The sequence below is a fragment of the Cardinium endosymbiont of Nabis limbatus genome (assembly GCF_965196625.1).
Lineage (GTDB): Bacteria > Bacteroidota > Bacteroidia > Cytophagales > Amoebophilaceae > Cardinium.
The window spans coordinates 1,061,898-1,082,478 of sequence record NZ_OZ239769.1; the positions used below are offsets into that span (position 1 = coordinate 1,061,898).

General features: G+C 39.6%; 16 protein-coding genes. 9 read left to right on the forward strand and 7 right to left on the reverse strand.

The genetic code is table 11. From position 1 onward, the window contains the following. Window positions 1-2: 2 nt before the first annotated feature. Both ACOALF_RS04760 and ACOALF_RS04765 read right to left on the reverse strand, forming a co-directional pair. Window positions 3-344, reverse strand: coding sequence for a phage holin family protein (locus ACOALF_RS04760; protein ID WP_419241352.1), 342 nt, complete (start codon window positions 342-344; stop codon window positions 3-5). A gap of 96 nt (window positions 345-440) precedes the next feature. Continuing rightward, window positions 441-1,067, reverse strand: a complete 627-nt coding sequence (locus ACOALF_RS04765) for a rhomboid family intramembrane serine protease (protein WP_419241353.1) — start codon at window positions 1,065-1,067, stop codon at window positions 441-443. 579 nt (window positions 1,068-1,646) lie between these two features. Between ACOALF_RS04765 and rpsL the strand changes: the two genes are divergently transcribed. From rpsL to rmuC, 5 genes are all read left to right on the forward strand, one after another. Further along, window positions 1,647-2,024 (forward strand): 30S ribosomal protein S12, encoded by a 378-nt coding sequence (gene rpsL / locus ACOALF_RS04770; RefSeq protein ID WP_419241354.1) that lies wholly within the window; start codon window positions 1,647-1,649, stop codon window positions 2,022-2,024. 109 nt (window positions 2,025-2,133) lie between these two features. Next, window positions 2,134-2,604, forward strand: coding sequence for a 30S ribosomal protein S7 (rpsG, locus tag ACOALF_RS04775; protein ID WP_419241355.1), 471 nt, complete (start codon window positions 2,134-2,136; stop codon window positions 2,602-2,604). Then, window positions 2,605-4,746 (forward strand): elongation factor G, encoded by a 2,142-nt coding sequence (gene fusA, locus ACOALF_RS04780; protein WP_419241356.1) that lies wholly within the window; start codon window positions 2,605-2,607, stop codon window positions 4,744-4,746. Between the two features lie 11 nt (window positions 4,747-4,757). Continuing rightward, the gene (rpsJ, locus tag ACOALF_RS04785; RefSeq protein ID WP_419241357.1) at window positions 4,758-5,063 is read left to right on the forward strand and encodes a 30S ribosomal protein S10; all 306 of its coding nucleotides are present in this window, start codon (window positions 4,758-4,760) and stop codon (window positions 5,061-5,063) included. A gap of 254 nt (window positions 5,064-5,317) precedes the next feature. Continuing rightward, on the forward strand, window positions 5,318-6,598 hold the full coding sequence (gene rmuC / locus ACOALF_RS04790) for a DNA recombination protein RmuC (protein ID WP_419241358.1): 1,281 nt from the start codon (window positions 5,318-5,320) through the stop codon (window positions 6,596-6,598). A 125-nt stretch (window positions 6,599-6,723) separates the two neighbouring features. On the opposite strand, the gene ACOALF_RS04795 is transcribed toward rmuC, so the two are convergent. The 4 genes from ACOALF_RS04795 to ACOALF_RS04810 all read right to left on the reverse strand — a co-directional run bounded on the left by ACOALF_RS04795 (window position 6,724) and on the right by ACOALF_RS04810 (window position 11,495). Next, window positions 6,724-7,935 (reverse strand): hypothetical protein, encoded by a 1,212-nt coding sequence (locus ACOALF_RS04795; RefSeq protein WP_419241359.1) that lies wholly within the window; start codon window positions 7,933-7,935, stop codon window positions 6,724-6,726. A gap of 217 nt (window positions 7,936-8,152) precedes the next feature. Further along, a complete protein-coding gene (locus ACOALF_RS04800; RefSeq protein ID WP_419241360.1) occupies window positions 8,153-10,954 on the reverse strand; it encodes a PD-(D/E)XK nuclease family protein in 2,802 nt (933 codons plus the stop codon). Window positions 10,955-10,975: 21 nt separating this feature from the next. After that, window positions 10,976-11,185, reverse strand: coding sequence for a hypothetical protein (locus ACOALF_RS04805; protein ID WP_419241361.1), 210 nt, complete (start codon window positions 11,183-11,185; stop codon window positions 10,976-10,978). A 7-nt stretch (window positions 11,186-11,192) separates the two neighbouring features. Beyond that, window positions 11,193-11,495 carry a hypothetical protein gene (locus ACOALF_RS04810; RefSeq protein ID WP_419241362.1) on the reverse strand — a complete coding sequence of 101 codons (303 nt, stop codon included), beginning with the start codon at window positions 11,493-11,495 and terminating at the stop codon, window positions 11,193-11,195. Between the two features lie 261 nt (window positions 11,496-11,756). Between ACOALF_RS04810 and hslU the strand changes: the two genes are divergently transcribed. The 4 genes from hslU (at window position 11,757) to mtaB (ending at window position 18,576) form a co-directional block, all read left to right on the forward strand. Next, window positions 11,757-13,124 (forward strand): ATP-dependent protease ATPase subunit HslU, encoded by a 1,368-nt coding sequence (gene hslU / locus ACOALF_RS04815; RefSeq protein WP_419241921.1) that lies wholly within the window; start codon window positions 11,757-11,759, stop codon window positions 13,122-13,124. 252 nt (window positions 13,125-13,376) lie between these two features. Continuing rightward, the gene (gene rseP, locus ACOALF_RS04820) at window positions 13,377-14,687 is read left to right on the forward strand and encodes an RIP metalloprotease RseP (RefSeq protein ID WP_419241363.1); all 1,311 of its coding nucleotides are present in this window, start codon (window positions 13,377-13,379) and stop codon (window positions 14,685-14,687) included. Window positions 14,688-14,776: 89 nt separating this feature from the next. Further along, entirely contained in the window at window positions 14,777-17,260 is a 2,484-nt protein-coding gene (lon, locus tag ACOALF_RS04825) for an endopeptidase La (protein ID WP_419241364.1), read from the forward strand. Further along, a complete protein-coding gene (mtaB, locus tag ACOALF_RS04830) occupies window positions 17,260-18,576 on the forward strand; it encodes a tRNA (N(6)-L-threonylcarbamoyladenosine(37)-C(2))-methylthiotransferase MtaB (RefSeq protein WP_419241365.1) in 1,317 nt (438 codons plus the stop codon). Before lon ends, mtaB begins: the two co-directional genes overlap by 1 nt. 86 nt (window positions 18,577-18,662) lie before the next feature. Here mtaB and ACOALF_RS04835 read toward each other — a convergent pair whose 3' ends face one another. Then, the gene (locus ACOALF_RS04835; protein WP_419241366.1) at window positions 18,663-20,432 is read right to left on the reverse strand and encodes an ABC transporter ATP-binding protein; all 1,770 of its coding nucleotides are present in this window, start codon (window positions 20,430-20,432) and stop codon (window positions 18,663-18,665) included. Window positions 20,433-20,581: the final 149 nt, after the last annotated feature.

Below are 20,581 nucleotides of genomic sequence, written 5' to 3' on the forward strand. Positions count from 1 at the left end.
GCTTACAAGTGATCCATAATTTCTTCCTGCTCTGTTACTGGATTATTGATTTTGCCACGTAGGATAAATACCATAAGCATAAACATTACAAGGCAAAAAATTGCCACCAGAACAAAGCCAAGATAAGGGCTAGCACATACTAAATTCAACCAACAAGCCAATCCAAGAAATAAGAAACACAACCCTAAAGCAAGCAATATAAAAGAGAGGCAAACCAGCAAAAACACCTGTGCTATTTTCTTAGCTTGGGCCCTAAGATTATGTCGGAATGTATAAGCAACCATATCCAACTTTTGCCTTACCATCTCTACTATACAAGCAATACCCAGTAGCTTACATAGCATTTTTACCATCCTAAAAAACATTGTATAAAAATAAGCTAAAAATTAAAAACCAACTTTGGTCAATTTAATAAACAAAAGCATATAATAGCAACCATCTTACTTCTTAGTAACACTAATCGACATCTTGGTTCTACTGACACTATGCGCATTAAAAAAAGAGCGATTAACGTCCAGATCATTTTTACAAAACCTGGCATAGACATATCCAACCAGTGCACCAGCTAATTGCGCCAAATAATAACCCGTATGTTGGGTGGGCAAATGCATAAGCGTGATCACAAGTAAAACAAAGGCAACATACCTTAATGGCAAAGAGAAAAAAAAGCAATATAACCGTAAACTAGGCATCAAAACACAAACAGCAACCATTATGGCATAAATGGCTGCGGAAGGGCCGGTAAGATGGGTAACAATACCCCTAAAGGGTGGAGAAAACTGATATAGTGTGCAAAAAACAATGGCACCCACGATCTGCCCTAAAAAATAAAGGCGCAATATATGCTTTGAACGTGTAACCGCTCGTATTCTTTGACCAAAAAGGTACAGTATAAACATATCCCAAAACAAATCTATAAAACCTTTGTGTATAAAAGAGTATGTAATAATGGCCCATGGCCGCTCTAATAACAACGGATAAAGAGAAGGAAAAGTCAGCTGTGTATACAGCCATGTGCCATGATCCTGATAACCACAGATATAACATCCAGTATTAAACAAAAACAAAAAGAAAAAGCTTAAAACATGTATTAAAATTAGTTTTATAAACCCATTTCCAGACTGTTTAAATTGATTCCGAAGATAATCGTAAATTATATGCATAACCAAAAAAATTAATAAAAATTACCCAATCAAAAATTATTCAATGCGTGCACAAAAGTTAATACCTCTATCAATGGTTAATCGGTATAAACCATAAGATTGATTCTAGGTACCACTTAAGATTAGTTAATTTATAAAAATGGATAGTTATCTTCAGGTAATATTACTATCAGCATACCATAAAAAACTCCTTATGTAAATATAAGTTTTTTCCTTATTATCGTGTTCATTGCATTATTTTTACTGTGTGCCAACTTGTTATCGGTAGACATAGGCGATGGAGTATTGGAAACGGAACTTCATAATGGTGTAGAATGCCTTACAAGAAACCTTCTAATTATTAGAAATAATCAATATTAATGCCTATCTTCGCATGATGGGCCTTTAATAGGCAAGCAATGACAGTGAACCGTTTTGACAAAAGCCCATAATTTTTTTAAATTTGCACACCTCTAGGTTTAAAATAAAAATTATAAGTAGTACATGTTAACCATACAGCAGCTCGTAAAAAAAGGGAGAAAAAAAGCTTCTTCCTCATCAAAATCTCCAGCACTTGCATCATGTCCGCAGCGGCGTGGCGTATGCATCAAGGTCTATACCATGAAGCCAAGAAAGCCAAACTCCTCTATGAAAAAAGTAGCTAGGGTACGTCTAACAACGGGTAAAGAAGTAAACACTTACATTCCTGGAGAAGGCCATAACCTACAGGAGCACTCTATCGTTCTAATCAGAGGAGGAGGGGTAAAAGACTTATCCGGTGTAAGCTACTCTGTTATCCGTGGTGTATTAGATACTTCCGGTGTGAATGGAAGGTGTCAAGGAAGGTCTGTATATGGAGCCAAGAAGCCTAAAAAGAAATAAAATTTTAAGTAGGTGTCTCATGTAGTTGCCCTATTCGCTACAGGGTTGTAGCAACCGGTATAAAATTTAAGCAGCTACACAGCGCATTAATTTCAGTGAAAGAAATAATATGAGAAGAAAACAAGCTATAAAAAGAGTACTAGCACCCGACTATAAATATGGCGATCCGCTTGTAACGAGGTTTGTAAACGGATTGATGCAGCGAGGCAAAAAAAGCCTTGCGTTTAGCATTTTTTATGATACCATTGAATCAGTCTCCCAAAAAACAAAAGAAGAAGGGTTAGAGGTTTGGCGCAAGGCACTTCATAACGTAACCCCTACCTTAGAAGTCAAGCGGCGGCGTGTGGGCGGGGCTACCCTGCAAGTGCCCATTGAAATAAGACCAGATAGAAGGGTGTTTTTAGGCATGAAATGGCTCATTGACTATGCAAGATCCCGTGGCGAAAAGACTATGAAAGAAAGGCTTACCAATGAAATTATTTCAGCGGCTAAGGAAGAAGGCGCTGCTTTTAAGCGCAAGGTAGATACCCATAAGATGGCCAGTTCAAATAGAGCCTTCTCACATTTTAATCTGAGATAAATGGCAAACGAACTAACCTTTCTAAGAAATATAGGCATCATGGCCCATATTGATGCTGGTAAAACAACCACCACTGAGCGCATTTTATATTATACAGGTTTAACCCACAAAATAGGAGAAGTACATGATGGAGGAGCTGTAATGGATTGGATGGCTCAAGAGCAAGAGCGGGGCATTACCATTACCTCTGCTGCCACTACTACATTTTGGAAATATCCCACCATACAGGGAAAAGCAAACGACACCACCCAAACTTACAAAGTTAACATCATTGATACACCTGGCCACGTTGACTTTACAGTCGAGGTAGAACGCTCTTTACGCGTATTGGATGGTGCAGTTGCTTTATTTTGCGCCGTATCTGGTGTAGAGCCTCAATCTGAAACGGTTTGGCGCCAAGCCGACAAGTACAGGGTACCCCGTATCTGTTTTGTAAACAAAATGGATAGAGCCGGTGCCAACTTTTTCAATGCCCTACACGAAATCAAAGAAAAACTAGGTGCCAATCCTGTTCCCTTGCAAATTCCCATTGGAAGCGAAGCTTCATTTAAGGGAGTAGTCGATTTGATTACCAATGAAGCCATCGTGTGGAACGAGCATGACTTAGGTATGACCTACGAGGTAATACCTATTCCAGACGATTTAGTAGAAACGACCCAGGAGTGGCGTCAAAAGCTGATTGAAAGTGTAGCCAGCTATGACGAAGCATTAATGGAAAAGTTCTTTGACAATCCAGATACGATTACACCAGACGAAATGAGATCCGCCATTCGCAAAGCGGTTATTGACCTCTCTTTTTCGCCTGTTCTCTGCGGCTCTGCTTTTAAAAATAAAGGCGTTCAAGCATTATTGGATGCCGCATGTGCCTACCTCCCCTCTCCATTGGATCTACCCCCAGTAGAATGCACCCATCCAGACACTGAAGCAGTCATGCTACGCAAACCAGAAAATAGCGAACCATTTACCGCATTAGCCTTTAAAATTGCGACAGATCCTTTTGTCGGCAGGCTGGCCTTTTTGCGTGTCTATTCGGGCACTTTAGATGCTGGCTCCTATGTGCACAACAATAGAACCGGAAAAAAAGAGCGGATTGCACGTCTGATGCAGATGCATGCCAATAAGCAAAACCCGATTAATGCAGTACAAGCAGGAGACATTTGCGCAGTAGTAGGCTTTAAAGAGATTAAAACAGGAGATACCTTAACGAGTGAAAAGGATAAAGCTATACTAGAAGCCATTACCTTTCCAGAGCCCGTTATTGGTTACTCTATTGAGCCCAAAAAGCAGGCAGACCAAGATAAGTTAACCCTATCTATTGCGAAGCTTATGGAAGAGGATCCAACTTTGCGCATGGAAACCAACCAGGAAACAGGTCAAACCATTCTAAAAGGAATGGGTGAGCTCCATCTAGAGATTATTATTGACCGACTAAAGCGTGAATTTAAACTTGAAATCAACCAAGGTGCCCCACAAGTGGCTTATAAAGAAACGCTGACCGCTACAATAGAGCACAAGGAAGTCTACAAAAAGCAAACAGGCGGCAGGGGTAAATTCGCCGATATTGTTTTTGAGATAGGACCTAAAGAAGTTATTGAAGGCGAGCCCATTCAGCCAGGGTTAGAGTTTGTGAATAAGATTGTTGGAGGGGTTATTCCGAAGGAGTTTATTCCAGCCATTCAAAAAGGGTTTACAGCCGCCATGGAGAATGGTCCATTAGCAAACTATCCTGTAGAATCGATGCGGGTTAAAATCTTCCATGGCTCCTACCATGATGTGGACTCAGACTCTTTATCTTTCGAATTATGCGCGAGAGCTGGATTCAGGGCAGCGGCACAAAAAGCCTCTCCTGTACTTTTGGAGCCTATTATGTCTGTAGAAGTAGCTACGCCTAATGAGTTTACAGGTCCCGTAACAGGAGACCTCAATAGAAGAAGAGGCATTATGAAAGGGATGACTGGAAAAGGTGGCGCGCAAATGGTTAAAGCAGATGTTCCGCTTGCCGAGTTATTTGGTTATGTTACAGATCTTAGAACCATTACCTCAGGTAGGGCCTCTGCCTCATTAACTTTTTCGCATTACGAAGCTGTCCCCAAAAACCTAGCAGAAGCCATTATTAACAAAGCAAAAGGCATAACCGTATAGTAACCAAAAATATGAATCAAAAAATTCGCATCAAACTTAAGTCATTTGATCCTGTCCTTTTAGATAAATCGGCAGATAGCATCGTAAAGGCTGTAAAAGCTACCAAAACAGTAGTAAATGGCCCTATTCCACTTCCAGGTAAAAAAGAAGTCTATACGGTACTCCGTTCTCCACATGTCAATAAAAAGTCGCGAGAACAGTTTCAACTTTTTACCCATAAAAGATTGATAGATATCTACTCCAGCAGTTCAAAGGCAGTAGATGCGTTAACCAAGCTGGAGCTGCCTAGTGGTGTAGAAGTGGAGATTAAAGTATAAAAAATAGATGGTTCCTATGCCCCCCTCGCTTGCGGCCCTAGATAAATGAATTTGGCACACAGTAAAAATAATGCAACGAACGTTTTACTGAAAGCGCTAAATTCCTTTATCTAGGGCCATTAGCACCTTAAGTTAGCGCAATGGGAATAATCGCCCATTAAAATGATATTTTATTGGATAGTCAATAAAATATAACCATTAAGTTGGCGCCATCTCCTGAACGACAGATACCATTGTTTCTTTACTAAGCTAGTATGCCCCTTACAATCTACCTCATCATTACATGGCTCATTGGCTTAGCCATCGGATGGTTGATCGCAAAAGCCTTGCATAACACACCCATTTCCAGCCTACAAGATAAAGTAGCCAGCCTAGAAAAACATTTAGCCGAAAGCCAGCAGCAATCCCATATTTTACAGGAAAAACATCTAACAATCAGTAAAGAACTCGCAACTTCCCTAGCGCATAACAGCCACTTAGAAAAAAAAATAAGTGAACAAGGCGCATCTGTAGACCAGCTACAAGCACAACTTACCATTCATTTTAAAAACCTAGCCAATGAACTTTTAGAAGAAAAAAGTAAAAAGCTTTCAGACGATAGCCAGCGTCAAATGGCGCAGCTGCTCACCCCACTAAGTGATAAAATTAATACCTTTTCGCAACAAGTAACGCAGTATAACCAAGAAAGCTTAGAAAGAAATGTAGCCTTACGGACAGAACTCAAACAACTCCATGACCTCAACCTAAAAATCACCCAAGAAGCAGCAGGACTCACCAAAGCCCTTAAAGGAGATTCAAAGCTACAAGGCGGATGGGGCGAGTTTATTTTAGAAAATATTCTCGAACAATCTGGATTGGTTAAGAATAGAGAATATCTAATACAACCCTCTATTACCACAGAAGATGGGCAAAGATTGCAGCCAGATGTGGTCGTTAACCTTCCAGAAGGCAGACATATTGTCATTGATGCAAAAGTATCTTTAATGCATTATGAACAATTTTTTAACAATGCCCATGCGCTCGAACGGGCTGCGCACCTAAAGCAACACATTCTTTCTATTAGACGCCATATTAAAACACTCAGCGAGAAGCAGTATCAATCGCTCTATAACCTACAAGGTTTAGACTTTGTTTTAATGTTTATACCCATTGAACCCGCCTTTGCACTAGCCGTTCAAGAAGAATCCATGCTCTTTAATGAGGCCTATGCCCGCAATATTGTTATCGTATCCCCTTCTAATTTAATAGCCACCCTACGCACCATTGCAAATTTATGGCGACAAGCTTATCAAAATCAAAACGCTTTAGAAATTGCCACACAAGGCGGCGCTTTATATGACAAATTTGTTACCTTTGTAGAAGATATTAAAAATATAGGGCGGCAATTGGATTTGACCCAAAAAAACTACTTAGAAGCAACTAAAAAACTATATGATGGCAAAGGAAACTTGGTATCCAGGGCACAAAAAATGAAATTACTAGGTGCCCGTACGAGTAAGGTTTTAGATCAACAACTTATAGATAAGGCTGAATAGAAAGGTGCTTAATAGACAGGAATTTTTCCATACAGTTGAATAGATACGTCAGAAAAACGCATGTATCTTTAACAAAGGAGTCAATTTTAAAAATATTTAACTCCTTTGTTGTATTTTTTAAAATTTCAGTATAAAACAAAATCTTCTTTACCCTTCCTACGCGTACTAATATGATCAATCATAATAGTAGCCTTAGCAACCTTAGCAGCTGCATCCGAAGCATACTTTATAGCTTTACTAACCTGCTGATCCGAAATCTTACAATGATTTTCTTCATACTCAGGACTCATACCACGATTATCACGAACAGCACGATTAGAGTCAGTATCATTTATATAAGTATACTCGGCGCCAGCAAAATCAAGAACAGAATCACAAGTATGAGTATGGGAAATATGGGCCATATAAGTTAAACCGGAAGCCTGAGCAGAACCTATAGCAGCCTCAGCAATAAGATCAAGAGCAGCAGCAAGATCTAGAGTATCATACTTGTCCTCATTCGCTTTCTTAATAACTTCATCAGCATAATCAATAGCCTGTTTAGCCAAGCGAGTAGCTTCGCTAACATAATGCATAGTATTATTCTTAGACTTGTCAATAACACCCTTAGAACGAATACAATCATAGGTAGTAATATCCGTATTGTCAGCATCTTCATCCTGAACGTCACTAGCAAGTGCATCAATAATACTATTAGGAATATCAACACTATCACTATAATTTTGTTCCATTGCCAATTCAATACGTTTAAATTTATTATTATGAATAGCAAGCTTCTCAATATCAACAACATTATAGGCAACCTCACTAGCGTTACTATCCACCATTTCATTAAAAGTACAAGCAATACGATTATGGGCAATATGAACATGCTTGGCAGCGTTTATAACAAGAGAAGCAACAGAGTGAACATGATCATTATTCGAGGCAGACATGGTAATGGGATCAAAATTCTTACAAACCACATTAGAAATACTAGCTTTACGAACAGCATTATGACTAGAAGTATCACAATCAAGATCTAGCTTCAGGGCAATATGAAAATAAAAAGCAGCAAGAGCACTATGACTAGCAGCAAGCGTAACTAATTTTTGAGCATTAAAAATATAAGACATCCCATCACCAGTAATAGCAGGTTTAATAGCCTGGTTAGCAGCTTCCTTAGCCTTAACAAGATGTGCAAAAGCACCACTATCAGCATAAAGATCAGTACGCAGCTGATAATCTAATAAGCTACAGGGTTGGTTTGGATCAGGACTATCCATATTTTGATTGGATACAGTATTACATGCATCCAATATTAGTAAGCACAATGTAAAAATTTTCTTATTATTCATAATATCTTTGTACTAGTAAGTGGGGACTCTCTCTCTTTAATTGCGCAAACGCTACTATGGCATACATCATGCGCAATATTGAATAATTTTTCATAGCCTATTCATCATTTAAATTGTTGGATAATTAACTATTAAAAGGAAATACTTATAAGTTAAATAGTAAAAAGATAGTTCAGATCCAAATTTTAGGCTATTGTAATAAAGCGCTTTATATAATCTAATCCCTTTGGCAAATCCGCACGTATGGGCAATGGCCACATATTTCAAGATCCTCTGTTTGCACAAAAGGTATAGCAGGATTAAATATTTCTAAAAGCAGCTCCTTTAGACCCGCTTCAAATGGCGCTGCATAGGGCATCATATTCTCTATTCGATGGTATTTTTTACCATTAGCCCCATCAACCTGTTGTATAACAATACCAGGCATATAATCCTCCCCAAAAAGTTCCCGAATAGGAATCAGATAAGGCATAATCGATTGCGGGTAATCGGCTCCATGTAGCGATTGAAAAAGCCAAGCATAAAAAAAAAGCTGAAAAATGGCTTTATTCTTTTTAACCTTACCAGGATCAAATAGATCAACTATGCTCGATGTCTTACAATTGGCCAAACCTGTCTTGTAATCTATAATACGGATAAAATGGTTTTGGATGTCGATGCGATCAATCACACCACTTAAGCAGACCCTTCTTGCTCCATCTAAAACCATAGATTGTTTCATGGCTACCTCAACGCCCAAAAGGGTAAATGGCGCATCTGCACCATCTAATGCTACCATGCGTACCACCAGTTTTTCCAGTAGTGCATGGAGCAATATAGGACTGCCAACTGGTATGCGAGCAGTAGCTATAGCCTCCTTGATCTGTAAGTTGATTTTTAATTTTACCGCTATGGAACTGCTTTGATCCATCTGCATACCTACAAAAGGCTTGTACAGCCTTGCCATAACATCATGAAACAATGTACCCAATTGCAGCGCTTCTGTAGCATCTTTTGGCCAAGCCGTCTGCTTGAGTTGCAACAAATATTTAAAATAAAATTGAAGCGGACATGACAAATAAGAAAGGCAGGCAGAAGGCGTTAGGCTAGAAGCAGCTACCCTTTCTTTTTCCAAAAATCTATCTAGTAACTGCATCACTGCATCATCTTTCTGAATAGATATAGGCAGTATTGGCTTTTCTAGCAGCTGCATGGAATGATAAGAAGGAATCACCTTTAACTGACTATCAAAAGTCAATTGTATCAACAAGCGACTCATTTCACCAGAAGCATCTAAATGACTTTTTTGGGTGCAGTAACAATAGATATTTTCGCTACGCTGGAGCAGTCTATAAAATCCATAAGCCGTTTTAGCTTCTGCTACTTTATCTACAAATGGCAGCCCAAATATATGGCATAAGTCATAAGGTAGAAAAGAATCATTATAGGGAATTCTAGGAAAGTGCCCTTCATTCATCCCTATAAAAAAGAGATGTTCAAAATCCAAGTTATAGGAATCAGCAACCTCTATAATATAGAGCCCTGTTAAAGGATTCGATCTATGAAATAACAGCTTACTTTGCTTTAAACCATTCAAGAAAAAAGCAACAGAACAGGTAGCCATTTCTCCCAACAGCCCCTCTATATAAGTCAATAGATAGGCCAACGCTGTTTTATGCAGCGCCAAAAATAGAGAATCAGTTGCTGCAAAATGGCTATCTATATAGGTCAAGCACTCCTGAAGATAAGGCAAAAGCGCTTTATGATCTTTATTCCACCATAGGTCAAAGGAGCCCCATGCAGATAAGGCAGCATGGCCCGCATCCTTGGCCAGCAATTGGCGCATAGCCGTGCGTTCCGATTGCACCGCTCCTTCTGCAAAAGGATACCATAACGCAACAATATCAACCATATGGCCAGCCATCTCCTCTTGCCCAGAAGCCGCAACAGCGCTTTCCCAAAGCTGCACCAAGCGCTCTACCAAGGTATAAATCACCGTAGCACTGAATGGATATTCCAATCTACCATGCAACGGAATAGACAGCTTGGCAAGCTGGTCTAGTAAAGGAATCAGCAGCTCGCTACCACTGACTACGATTGCCGTTTGATGGGGCAAAAACCTCGGTTGTCCATCATTTGTTTGTTCTTGTAAAGCAGCTATAACCGCTTGCACCTGAGCTACCCTATTAGAGCTTTCTATAAGCAAAACTTTTTTATGGGGGTCACTCAAATAGGTAGCCGGCGTAAAGTTTTCTTGAAACCATTGTTTTTTCCTATGCTGACGCAAATAGTGGCCCGCTATATTGATTGAATGATCGAAATAATGCCCATCCACATCCCAGAAAAAAGTAGTCGAAGCAACCGCTTTGCATTGCGTAATAAACTGTTCTTCAGCAGGCGTAAGCAAATTAAATCCAACAAAAAGCAACACTTGACCCATTAGCTCCGGTGAGGGTTCTGCCATGCGATAACATAATCCTTCGTAGCCGCTCCCCTCCTCAAGTAATTTTGCTCTAAAAGATTGATAAAGCAGCGGTAGTTGCTTCCAAAAAAATAGCACTTCTTTCTGCTGCAATCCTGGTAGCGCACTAGCCCTTTTCAAGGCGTCCAATCGACCCTGATCTACAGACATAGTGCTGGTCAGTTGTTTGTGCTGCATCAAGCAACTAAATAGTTCAGCACCATTTACCAGATAGCTATCTATACGATTAAAATCCTCTAAAAGCGCACAGCCCCAACTATAAAATTCTTCAAAAGATTCTTTTCTATTTAAAATGCGCTCAGCTACTCCATGTAACTTGCCGAGTAAAGCCAAAGTAGGCAAACAGGTGATCTGACTATGCGCAAGCATCAACTGATGCAAGGTTAGACAACGCGCTTGCCATTTTTTGTTATCGCATAATGGCTGGAAATAATCAATAGATAGTTGATTGGGAAATATAACAAGCGGCTCCCCCACTCCATTGAGTCTATGCAAATGGTTGATAACTGCTGCTAAAAAAGGTGGATGTTTAATGGTTTTTATTTGATTAGTAAACATAGATAATATTTTATCTACACCTTAGGTTATCTCTTTGGGATTGGTTCTTTTATGCTTTTCCTCTAACTCTTTTAATACTTCTATTGCCGGTCGGATGATCACTTTTCCTTTATCATCTCCCAAGACAAGAGACCTATTCTCCGCAGCAGCCGCTTTTACCATTTTATAATTAGCCTTACGGACTCCCTCGAGTAGTCTTTTTATAAATGGGCTTATTTCAGGAGTGTTCATATGTTTGCTATTTACTCTGTTTTAGGATACTTTCCCAAGCATGCTTATTTATAATTTGTTCTTTTTTTGCCATTTTTTTATAAGCAATTACCTCAGAATTAGAATCCTGTCCATTAAGAATGACCCAGTTATCACAAATGGGCAGATATAGGGTTATCAAATTTACTAGATTGAAAGGAGACAATCCAGAAGCTATTTGATCAGCATTGATGAACTCTTTACAATCCAAAATATCAGGCAAGATCGTAAAACTTGCCGTGGTCTTTCCGGCTCCATTAGGGCCAGATATTATATAAAAATGGTTCATCATACAAGAATACTAAAAGACAAATTAAAAAATGCCTTTAAAAGCAAATAAAATAAAAACATCACTCCGTATTAGCAAACAGCAAGAAATTATATAAGGCGCCAATTGTATCCTGCCTTTGTAATATACTGAGTTTCTAACTCATATTATTTTTTAATCTTAAAAAATCAGTAAATTTAAGTAATATTAGATGTCAACCGTATTATGCCCTTGTGCGTACAAAAGGGTATGGTATAACTTATAAACCCAACCAATTTAGCAATGATGTCAATCGGTTCACATACCCTTACCCCCAAAGAAATTGTAGCAGAACTTGACAAATATATTATTGGTCAAGCAGAAGCCAAACGCAATGTGGCCGTTGCATTGCGGAATAGATGGCGCAGAATGCAAGTTTCGGATCAACTTAAGGAAGACATTATCCCAAACAATATTTTAATGATTGGGCCAACTGGCGTAGGCAAAACAGAAATAGCCAGGCGATTGGCCAAAATTGCAAAAGTTCCTTTTACCAAAGTAGAAGCCTCTAAGTTTACAGAGGTAGGTTATGTAGGGCGTGATGTAGAAAGCATGGTCAGAGATTTAGTTGAACGCGCCGTAGCCATGGTAAAAGCAGAAAAAATGGAAGCACTCCAACACAAAGCGGTCAGCCAAGTAGAAGAAATCATTTTAGACATTTTACTACCTCCTCTTCACCAAAAAGGAGGTCTAGACAAATGCACTGAACAAAACAGCTCTACTACTACCCGGGAGCGTTTCCGAGAAAAACTAAAAAGTGGCGCGTTGGATCAACAGCAAATAGAAATTAAAGTAACCAAAGCTACACCTTCCGGCAACATAAATAGCCTAGGCGTAGGGCCTCCTATGGATGAAGGGTTCGTCATGAACTTTCAAGATATGCTCAGCAGCTTTTTACCCAAACAAACCAAAAAAAGAAAAGTTACCATTGCAGAAGCACGCACATTACTCTTGACAGAAGAGCTCACAAAGCTGGTTGATATGGGTGCGGTTAAAGAAGAAGCCTTAGCCAGAGCCAGCAATACAGGCATTATTTTTATAGATGAAATTGATAAAATTGCCCATACCAGCCAAACCAATAGCCCAGGTGTAAGCCGAGAAGGGGTACAACGCGACCTTTTACCCATTGTAGAAGGCAGTACCGTACAAACCAAACATGGCCCCATTGACACAGATCATATTCTTTTTATTGGAGCAGGTGCCTTTCATATGGCCAAGCCATCTGACCTCATTCCAGAACTACAAGGCCGGTTTCCGATCCGCGTCACATTAGAAAATCTCTCACAAAAAGATTTTTATAAGATTCTAGACGAACCGAAAAGTGCATTACCCATTCAGTACCAAGCACTCTTATCGGTAGAAAAAGTTAAACTAGACTTTAGCCCAGAAGCAAAACAAGAAATTGCAGCCATGGCTTATCTACTTAATGAAGAACTAGAAAATATTGGTGCCAGGCGGTTGCAAACCGTAATGAGCCATCTATTAACCCCTATATTGTTTGATGTGCCAGATACCATTCTCCCCGATACAGCGATTACCATCACCAAAGAAATGGTCCAAAAAGCACTAGCGGACTTAATAAAACAGAAAGAGCTGAGTGGTTATATTTTATAGGAGTAGTTGCAATTAAAGTAATTTTACTGATTATCAAATTAAAAATAATATACCCGAATGAATGTTAAAAGCAACGTAACTATGAAACCGATCAATATTGTGTAATAAGGCATTTCAATTGGTTTGTTATGGGTGCATAGCCTAACCCCCAAGCAAGTCTGCTTAGGCGGCTAAGGCATTTTTTCTATTTTTTGCTTATATTTATCCACTACTTTCTAACAAAAAGAATAAAAATAACGATTACAATACCATATGGCCTTTCTTATTAAGACGACTCAATCTTTGGCAGCTTTATTCATTATTGTAGGGATACATGAATTGGGTCATCTGCTTTTTGCTAAACTCTTTAAAATGCGGGTAACCCGCTATATGATTGGATTCCCGCCTAAAATATTTAAAGTAAAATGGGGTGAAACCGAATATGGACTAGGATCTATTCCTTTAGGTGGAGCCGTTCAGATTGCAGGCATGGTAGATGAGTCATTAGATACCGACCATTTACACCATAGCCCCCAACCTTGGGAGTTTCGTTCAAAGCCAGCTTGGCAGCGATTCTTCACTATATTAGGGGGTATTATTTTTAATCTGATCAGCGGCATCTTTATATGGATTGGTTTAACCTATACAATGGGGTATACTTACTTACCTAAAGATGAAGTAAATAAATATGGCATTATGCCCAGTCCAATAGCCATCAAAATAGGTTTTAAAACAGGGGATCAAATTATTCAAATCAATGGAAAAGATTTCGAAGACTTTAATGACATCTTATCGCCCAGCCTATTACTCCGTAGTAAAAGCTACTATACCATTAAAAGAGCCGGGAAGCTGTTAGAATTGCCCATTCCAGAAAAAGCAATAGAAGATTTATCAGACATCAAAAAAGCTGTTTTTTTAAGGCCCATTTACCCTTGTGTGGTGCACACCGTAGATACCAACAGCAGTGCGGCACAAGCAGGCTTAATGGCTGAGGATCAAATCATTGCACTAGCTGGCCAACCCATCCTTGATATAGATGAATTAACCCAAGCGGTTAAAAGTTATTTGGGTAAAAACGTCGAAGTGGTTTATTTGCGCAATGGCATACAAATCGCTACTTCTATTCAGATCGACCCAAAAGGATTGGGTATTGAGCTCATTCCCCCCCCATATACATGTAAAAAGCTACACTATTCATTTATAGAATCTATTCCTGTTGGCCTAGCCAAAACTTGGGATTTGATACAGACCCAATTTTCAGCCATCTGGAAGCTTATCACAGGCCAACTCAGCTTAAAAAAATCTTTAAGTGGCCCCATTGGCATTGCGCAAAGCTTTGGAAATGAATTTATTGGATATAGATTCTGGATGCTCGTTGCCACTTTATCCATTGTCATTGGTTCAGTAAACTTGCTGCCCATTCCAGCATTAGATGGAGGGCATGCCTTATGGATATTATATGAAGCACTATCTGGTAGAAAACCTTCTGATAGATTTTTACAAGGCGCCCAAAAACTGGGCATGATCCTTATACTTTTGCTTGCCCTTTACGCATTGGGTAATGACATTCGTAAATTATTATAAGCAGCCTATTATTTTCATTTTTTTGGCATATTATTTGCTTGTATCATCATATACGTTATGATCATAAGGTAGATATAAACCATTTATATATGTACTTCAATAAGTCACTAGTAATGGATGGAGGACTTGCCTCTGCATGGGGTGAGGATGGTATAGGCGGCATGGTAGAGCTGATTGTATCTGATGAAAAAGAGCAGTTCTCCGACGACAACACCCAAGGTAAAATACCCCTGTTGGCACTTCGCAACACAGTTTTGTTTCCCAACGTTGTAGTACCTATTGCGGTTAAAGAAAGGCAAGCCATGCATTTAATAGAAGCCGTGCATGAAAAAGATGGCCTATTAGGCATCATTGCCCAGCGCAATCCAGAAACCTTTGAAGGCAAACCAACCGATATTTATCCAATAGGTACACTAGCCAAAATCATTAAAATCATTAGTTTACCAAATGGCAAAACGATTGCTTTGGTGCATGGCAAGCAAAAATTTCGAACCATTCAACTCTTTACAGAGCCATTGGGGTTAGAAGCGACCATTCACGTGCTAAAGGACCAGCCTTATAAGGAAGATAAAAGGGTACTTGCGCTGATGCAGTCATTAAAAGATGTGGCCATTAAGATTCTTAAGTTTCGATCTGATGGCACTAGTGAAGCGCAAGCAGTATTAACCAATATTAAAAGTCCAGATTTTTTGACCTACTTTTTGGCCTCTAATTTAAATACAGATATCCACTACAAGCAAAAGTTACTAGAGGTCAACAACAGCACCAAACGGGCCAATTTGCTTTTAAAACACCTGCTTAAGGAGTTAGAAATTTCCGAGCTTAAAAAAGAGATTCAAGACAAAGTGCATTCTGATATTAGTCAGCAGCAACGGGACTATTATTTAAGGCAACAAGTTAAAGTACTCCAAGATGAACTAGGTGAAAACGACCTCTCTGATGAGATTGATGCATTACGTGAAAAAGGCAATAAAAAACAATGGTCTAAAGAAGTAGCAGATTATTTTAAGAAAGCATTGGAAAAAGTGGAACGAATCAGTCCCCATAGTCCAGACTATTCCATTAGCATCAACCATGCAGAGCTGGTGGTAGAACTGCCTTGGGAAACCTATACCAAAGACAACCTAGACCTAAACCGAGCCAAGAAGATTTTTGATGCAGACCACTATGGCATTGAAAAAGTAAAAGAACGTCTTTTAGAATTTTTAGCTGTTTTACAGCTAAAGAAAAATATGAAAGGGCCTATTTTATGTTTATGTGGTCCACCTGGGGTAGGCAAAACATCGTTGGGCAAGTCTATTGCAAAAGCAATGGGTAGAAAGTATGCACGCATTGCATTAGGTGGGTTAAATGATGAAGCCGAGATACGAGGCCATAGAAAAACCTATATTGGCGCCATGCCTGGAAAAATTATCTATAACATTCAAAAAAGCGGCGCATCGAATCCGGTAATTGTACTAGATGAAGTAGACAAACTAGATGGAATGCGTGGAGATCCAGCCTCTGCTCTATTGGAGGTGCTCGATCCAGAGCAGAACAATGCTTTTGTCGACAACTTCTTAGAGGTACCATACGACCTTTCCAATATTTTGTTTGTAGCCACTGCCAACTCGATAGATCGTATTCCAGCTGCTTTACAGGACAGAATGGAAATCATTGAAGTAAGCGGTTATCTTTTAGAAGAGAAGATAGAAATTGCAAAAAAATATCTTTTCCCCAAACAAAGAAAAGAGCATGGCCTTAAAGCCAGTGATTTAGCGATACAAGATGATGCCTTGGCTACTATTATAGCCAGTTACACACGGGAATCTGGTGTCCGTGAATTATCGCGTCAAATAGCCAATATTTGCAGAAAAACCGCTAAGTCCATTGCTTTAGGTGAAGCCTATACTAAAAAACTCAAAGCAACAGATATCAGTGTTTTACTGGGCCCGAAACCATTTGACCAGACCCCTTATCAAACTACACCCTTGCCGGGTGTTTCAGTTGGATTGGCATGGACAGCAGCTGGTGGCGAAATTCTCTTTATAGAGTCTGTCTTGAGTAAAGGAAAAGGAAGGGTTAATTTATCTGGCCACTTAGGAGAAGTAATGAAGGAATCTGCCATGACGGCACTTTCTTACTTAAAAGCAAACGACCAATACCTTGACGTAGCACACGGTGTCTTTGAAAACTACGATTTACACATTCATGTCCCCTCTGGCGCCGTTCCTAAGGATGGCCCTTCTGCAGGGATTACCCTGTTTGCCTCATTGGCCTCCCTGTATACCCAAAAAAAGGTAAAAGACCGCTTGGCTATGACAGGCGAGATTACCTTACGAGGGGAGGTACTACCCGTAGGGGGCATTAAAGAAAAGATTCTAGCCGCAAAACGGGTAGGCATGAAAGAGATTATACTCAGCAGCAAAAACAAAAAAGATGTCCAAGAGATTAAAGAAATCTACCGTAAAAACTTAACCTTTCACTATGTAGATTCTGTAGATCAGGTCTATCAATTGGCACTACAAGAGCATAAAATAGCTGGTGCAAAGGTTTGGGATGGTAGTTGGGCTGAAACACTACCAGGGAAATAATGAAAAAAGTTGCTTTTCATACATTAGGCTGTAAATTAAATTTTTCCGAAACCTCTGCCATTGGGCGCCTCTTTACAGAAGCAGGATTCGTTACCGTAACCTTGGCACAGCGGCCGCATGTTTTTGTATTGAATACCTGTTCTGTAACCGAGAATGCAGATGATAAGTGTGCGAAAATGGTTAGAGAAGCCTTAAAAATGGCACCGGAAGCTTTTGTAATCGTAATAGGCTGCTATGCTCAACTTAAGCCAGAAGCCATTGCAGCCATACCAGGTGTCGATGCCGTATTTGGCACACATGAAAAATTCAAGCTACTGGACTGGATTACCGATTGGCATAAAAAAAAATCCGACGAATCGGCCACCATACAAGTTACCTCTATTAAAGAAAAGTTAACCTTCTCCCCTGCCTACTCTATAGGAGACCGCACCAGAACTTTTCTTAAAGTACAAGATGGTTGTAGCTATGCATGTTCCTTTTGCACCATACCACTGGCTAGAGGGCCAAGCAGAAGTGCTACCATTGCAGAAGTAGTTGAACAAGCCAAGTCGATCAAAAATGTAAAAGAAATTGTCCTAACCGGGGTAAATCTAGGCGACTTTGGCATCATTGACGACAAACGCCAAACCAACTTTTTTGAGTTGATTCAAGCTTTAGATAAAGTAGAAAGCATAGAACGTTTTCGCATTTCTTCTATTGAGCCCAATCTGCTCCGCAATGAAATCATAGACTTTGTGGCTAGCTCCAAACGCTTTGTACCCCACTTCCACATTCCCCTACAATCTGGTAGCGATAAGATTTTAAAACTTATGCGCCGCCGCTATTTAACCAAGCTCTACCAAGAACGTGTAGCGCACATAAAAGCAAAAATGCCTACCTGTTGCATAGGTGTAGATGTACTCGTTGGATTTCCAGGTGAAACAGAAGAAGATTTCTTAGAAAGCTATCATTTTTTAAATGCATTACCTATTGCCTATATACATGTCTTTCCTTATTCAGAAAGAGCGCATACAAAAGCAGCCAGCATGGCTGAGGTCGTTCCTCAAAAAGAGCGTGTAAAACGGGCCAGAATGTTGCGCATCCTTTCGGAAAAAAAGCTCAGCCACTTTTATAGGCAACATTTAGGCCATACCGCTACGGTTTTATTTGAATATGGGGCAAATGATGGCGTTATAGAAGGGTTTACAGAGAATTATATTCGGGTCCAATTGCCCCATCAAGAAGCACTAGCCAATAGACTTTGTAAAGTACTACTCAAAGCAATCAATGCAGAAGGAATGGTTGTGCCAGAATTATGTACATCCACTTCCTTCTAAGAGACTGCAGTTAGCGGCCATGGAAGAAGCGCTTCATGCTCCTCTACTTTTACAAAATCAAGCGTTTTTATAAACTTTATAAACTGCTATTGCAACGAATGGATGCCATTGAACTGTAATTTACACATATTTGCATAGAGGGGGCTAGTCTTTAAAAGGGTTTCATGCGATCCATTTGCAATGATTTTTCCATTATTAAATACCAGCACGCGATCCATTGCAGCCAAAACCGTCAACCTATGTGCGATCACAATAGTTGTTTTACCAGCCATAATCATAGAAAGGCTTTCTTGAATTTCAGTTTCTGTAACGGCATCCAATGCAGAAGTAGCCTCATCTAGTATTAAGATAGGCGCATCTTTTAATATAGCACGTGCAATAGCGATGCGTTGGCGTTGCCCACCTGAAAGCTTTGATCCCCTTTCACCGACAAATGCATGGTATCCTTGCGCTAAACGCATAATAAAGTCGTGACACTTTGCTTTTTGAGCAGCCGCAATGACTTCATCATCGGTTGCTTCTTTACGCCCATAACGAATATTTTCTAAAATGCTGCCATGAAAAAGCGTTGTATCTTGGGGTATAAGGGAAATGGCTGCACGCAATGACTCCTGGGTAACCGTAGCGATATCTTGTCCATCAATTGTAATCACACCCTGATCCAAATCAAAAAACCTGAGCAACAAATTAATAAAAGTAGTTTTACCACTACCAGATAAACCGACCAATCCTACCTTCTCGCCGGGTGCAATCTCCATGTTTTGATTTTCAAATACAGGTTTGCCCGGCACATATGCAAAAGAGACTCCTTTAAAAGCAATAGCAGCCGACCGACATTGCAGTGCAGAAGCATCAGCTGCATCAAGCACCGCATGTTTTTTTTGTAATAACTTAAAAGCCTGCTTACAATAGCCAACTTCCTCAAAGAAATCAGGAAACTCTGCTACAGAAACCCAAACCAGATTACAAATATTATTACCAGCATAAAAAATATAAGTCAACTGAGCAATGGAAAGCTTACCAAGCTGCCAATAATAAACCATATAGGTGAGCATCCCTACACCCATAAAGCCAATTGAAAGGCCACTAATGATAAAATGAAGATGCATAATAAGCTTTAAAGCCTTTTCATGTGCCAGTTTTTCTGCAGCCTGCGGAGCAATCAAATGGGTGATTGCTTCCCTTTTTCGAGCAAAGAGTTTAATGCTTAAGATATTGGTAAAGCCATCTACAATGCTACCAGATAAGCGACTGACTTTTTCTGCATGTAAGGCTACACCACGGCTGATCTTTTTTGAATAAAAAAGATAGGTAGCAGTATGCAATATCAGCCAGACCATCAACAGCGCACCAAAAGTAGGCTGTATATAGGCAAAGGAAAACACACCAGCCAACATGGTACAAAATGTGGGCAAAAATGATGAAATGACAATCATGATGACTTGGCTAATGCCATCTGTTAAGTCATTGACCCGTTTAAGCAAATCACCAGAGAAATGCTCTGTAAAAAACTGATAGGAATGACCTTGCAAATAACGGACGATAGCCATGCGTACCTTAGCTTCAAAAGCAGGAATAGTCCTGATTTTCATATAGTCAAATAGACGGAATAAAAGTTCTATCAGCACGATTACACCCAATAGGGCCATCAGTGGCAAGGCGACCTTTATCCAAACGCCTGTTCGATGGTCAGCCAATTCTGTAAGCCGTGTAACGAGTATCTTAAAGGCATAGGGCACTACTAAGTTATCGAGTACAAAACACATGCGCAAACCAGCCATAGCAATGAAATGCCATTTGTATTGACCTACAAAGTGTAAAATAAAAGTTTTGAGATTTTTAGTAATGGGTTGCATGCGTGGACAAAAAAAAATTATACCACACTTTTGGGTTGATCAAAAAGTGTGCAAAAAATCAAGCACTGATGCATTTTTTTATTTTTTTCGTAGCATTGCCATATCGTTGAAGCGATCGTTTATAATCAAGTAAAATGTAGTGTGTAGAA

Bases quoted from the DNA above. Each gene is read 5' to 3' on its own strand.
- rpsG (WP_419241355.1), top strand. From the start codon at position 2,134: ATGAGAAGAAAACAAGCTATAAAAAGAGTACTAGCACCCGACTATAAA.
- rpsL (WP_419241354.1), top strand. From the start codon at position 1,647: ATGTTAACCATACAGCAGCTCGTAAAAAAAGGGAGAAAAAAAGCTTCT.
- mtaB (WP_419241365.1), top strand. From the start codon at position 17,260: ATGAAAAAAGTTGCTTTTCATACATTAGGCTGTAAATTAAATTTTTCC.
- ACOALF_RS04760 (WP_419241352.1), bottom strand. From the start codon at position 344: ATGCTATGTAAGCTACTGGGTATTGCTTGTATAGTAGAGATGGTAAGG.
- ACOALF_RS04805 (WP_419241361.1), bottom strand. From the start codon at position 11,185: ATGAACACTCCTGAAATAAGCCCATTTATAAAAAGACTACTCGAGGGA.
- rseP (WP_419241363.1), top strand. From the start codon at position 13,377: ATGGCCTTTCTTATTAAGACGACTCAATCTTTGGCAGCTTTATTCATT.
- hslU (WP_419241921.1), top strand. From the start codon at position 11,757: ATGTCAATCGGTTCACATACCCTTACCCCCAAAGAAATTGTAGCAGAA.
- fusA (WP_419241356.1), top strand. From the start codon at position 2,605: ATGGCAAACGAACTAACCTTTCTAAGAAATATAGGCATCATGGCCCAT.
- ACOALF_RS04800 (WP_419241360.1), bottom strand. From the start codon at position 10,954: ATGTTTACTAATCAAATAAAAACCATTAAACATCCACCTTTTTTAGCA.
- rmuC (WP_419241358.1), top strand. From the start codon at position 5,318: ATGCCCCTTACAATCTACCTCATCATTACATGGCTCATTGGCTTAGCC.
- ACOALF_RS04795 (WP_419241359.1), bottom strand. From the start codon at position 7,935: ATGAATAATAAGAAAATTTTTACATTGTGCTTACTAATATTGGATGCA.
- lon (WP_419241364.1), top strand. From the start codon at position 14,777: ATGTACTTCAATAAGTCACTAGTAATGGATGGAGGACTTGCCTCTGCA.
- rpsJ (WP_419241357.1), top strand. From the start codon at position 4,758: ATGAATCAAAAAATTCGCATCAAACTTAAGTCATTTGATCCTGTCCTT.
- ACOALF_RS04835 (WP_419241366.1), bottom strand. From the start codon at position 20,432: ATGCAACCCATTACTAAAAATCTCAAAACTTTTATTTTACACTTTGTA.
- ACOALF_RS04810 (WP_419241362.1), bottom strand. From the start codon at position 11,495: ATGATGAACCATTTTTATATAATATCTGGCCCTAATGGAGCCGGAAAG.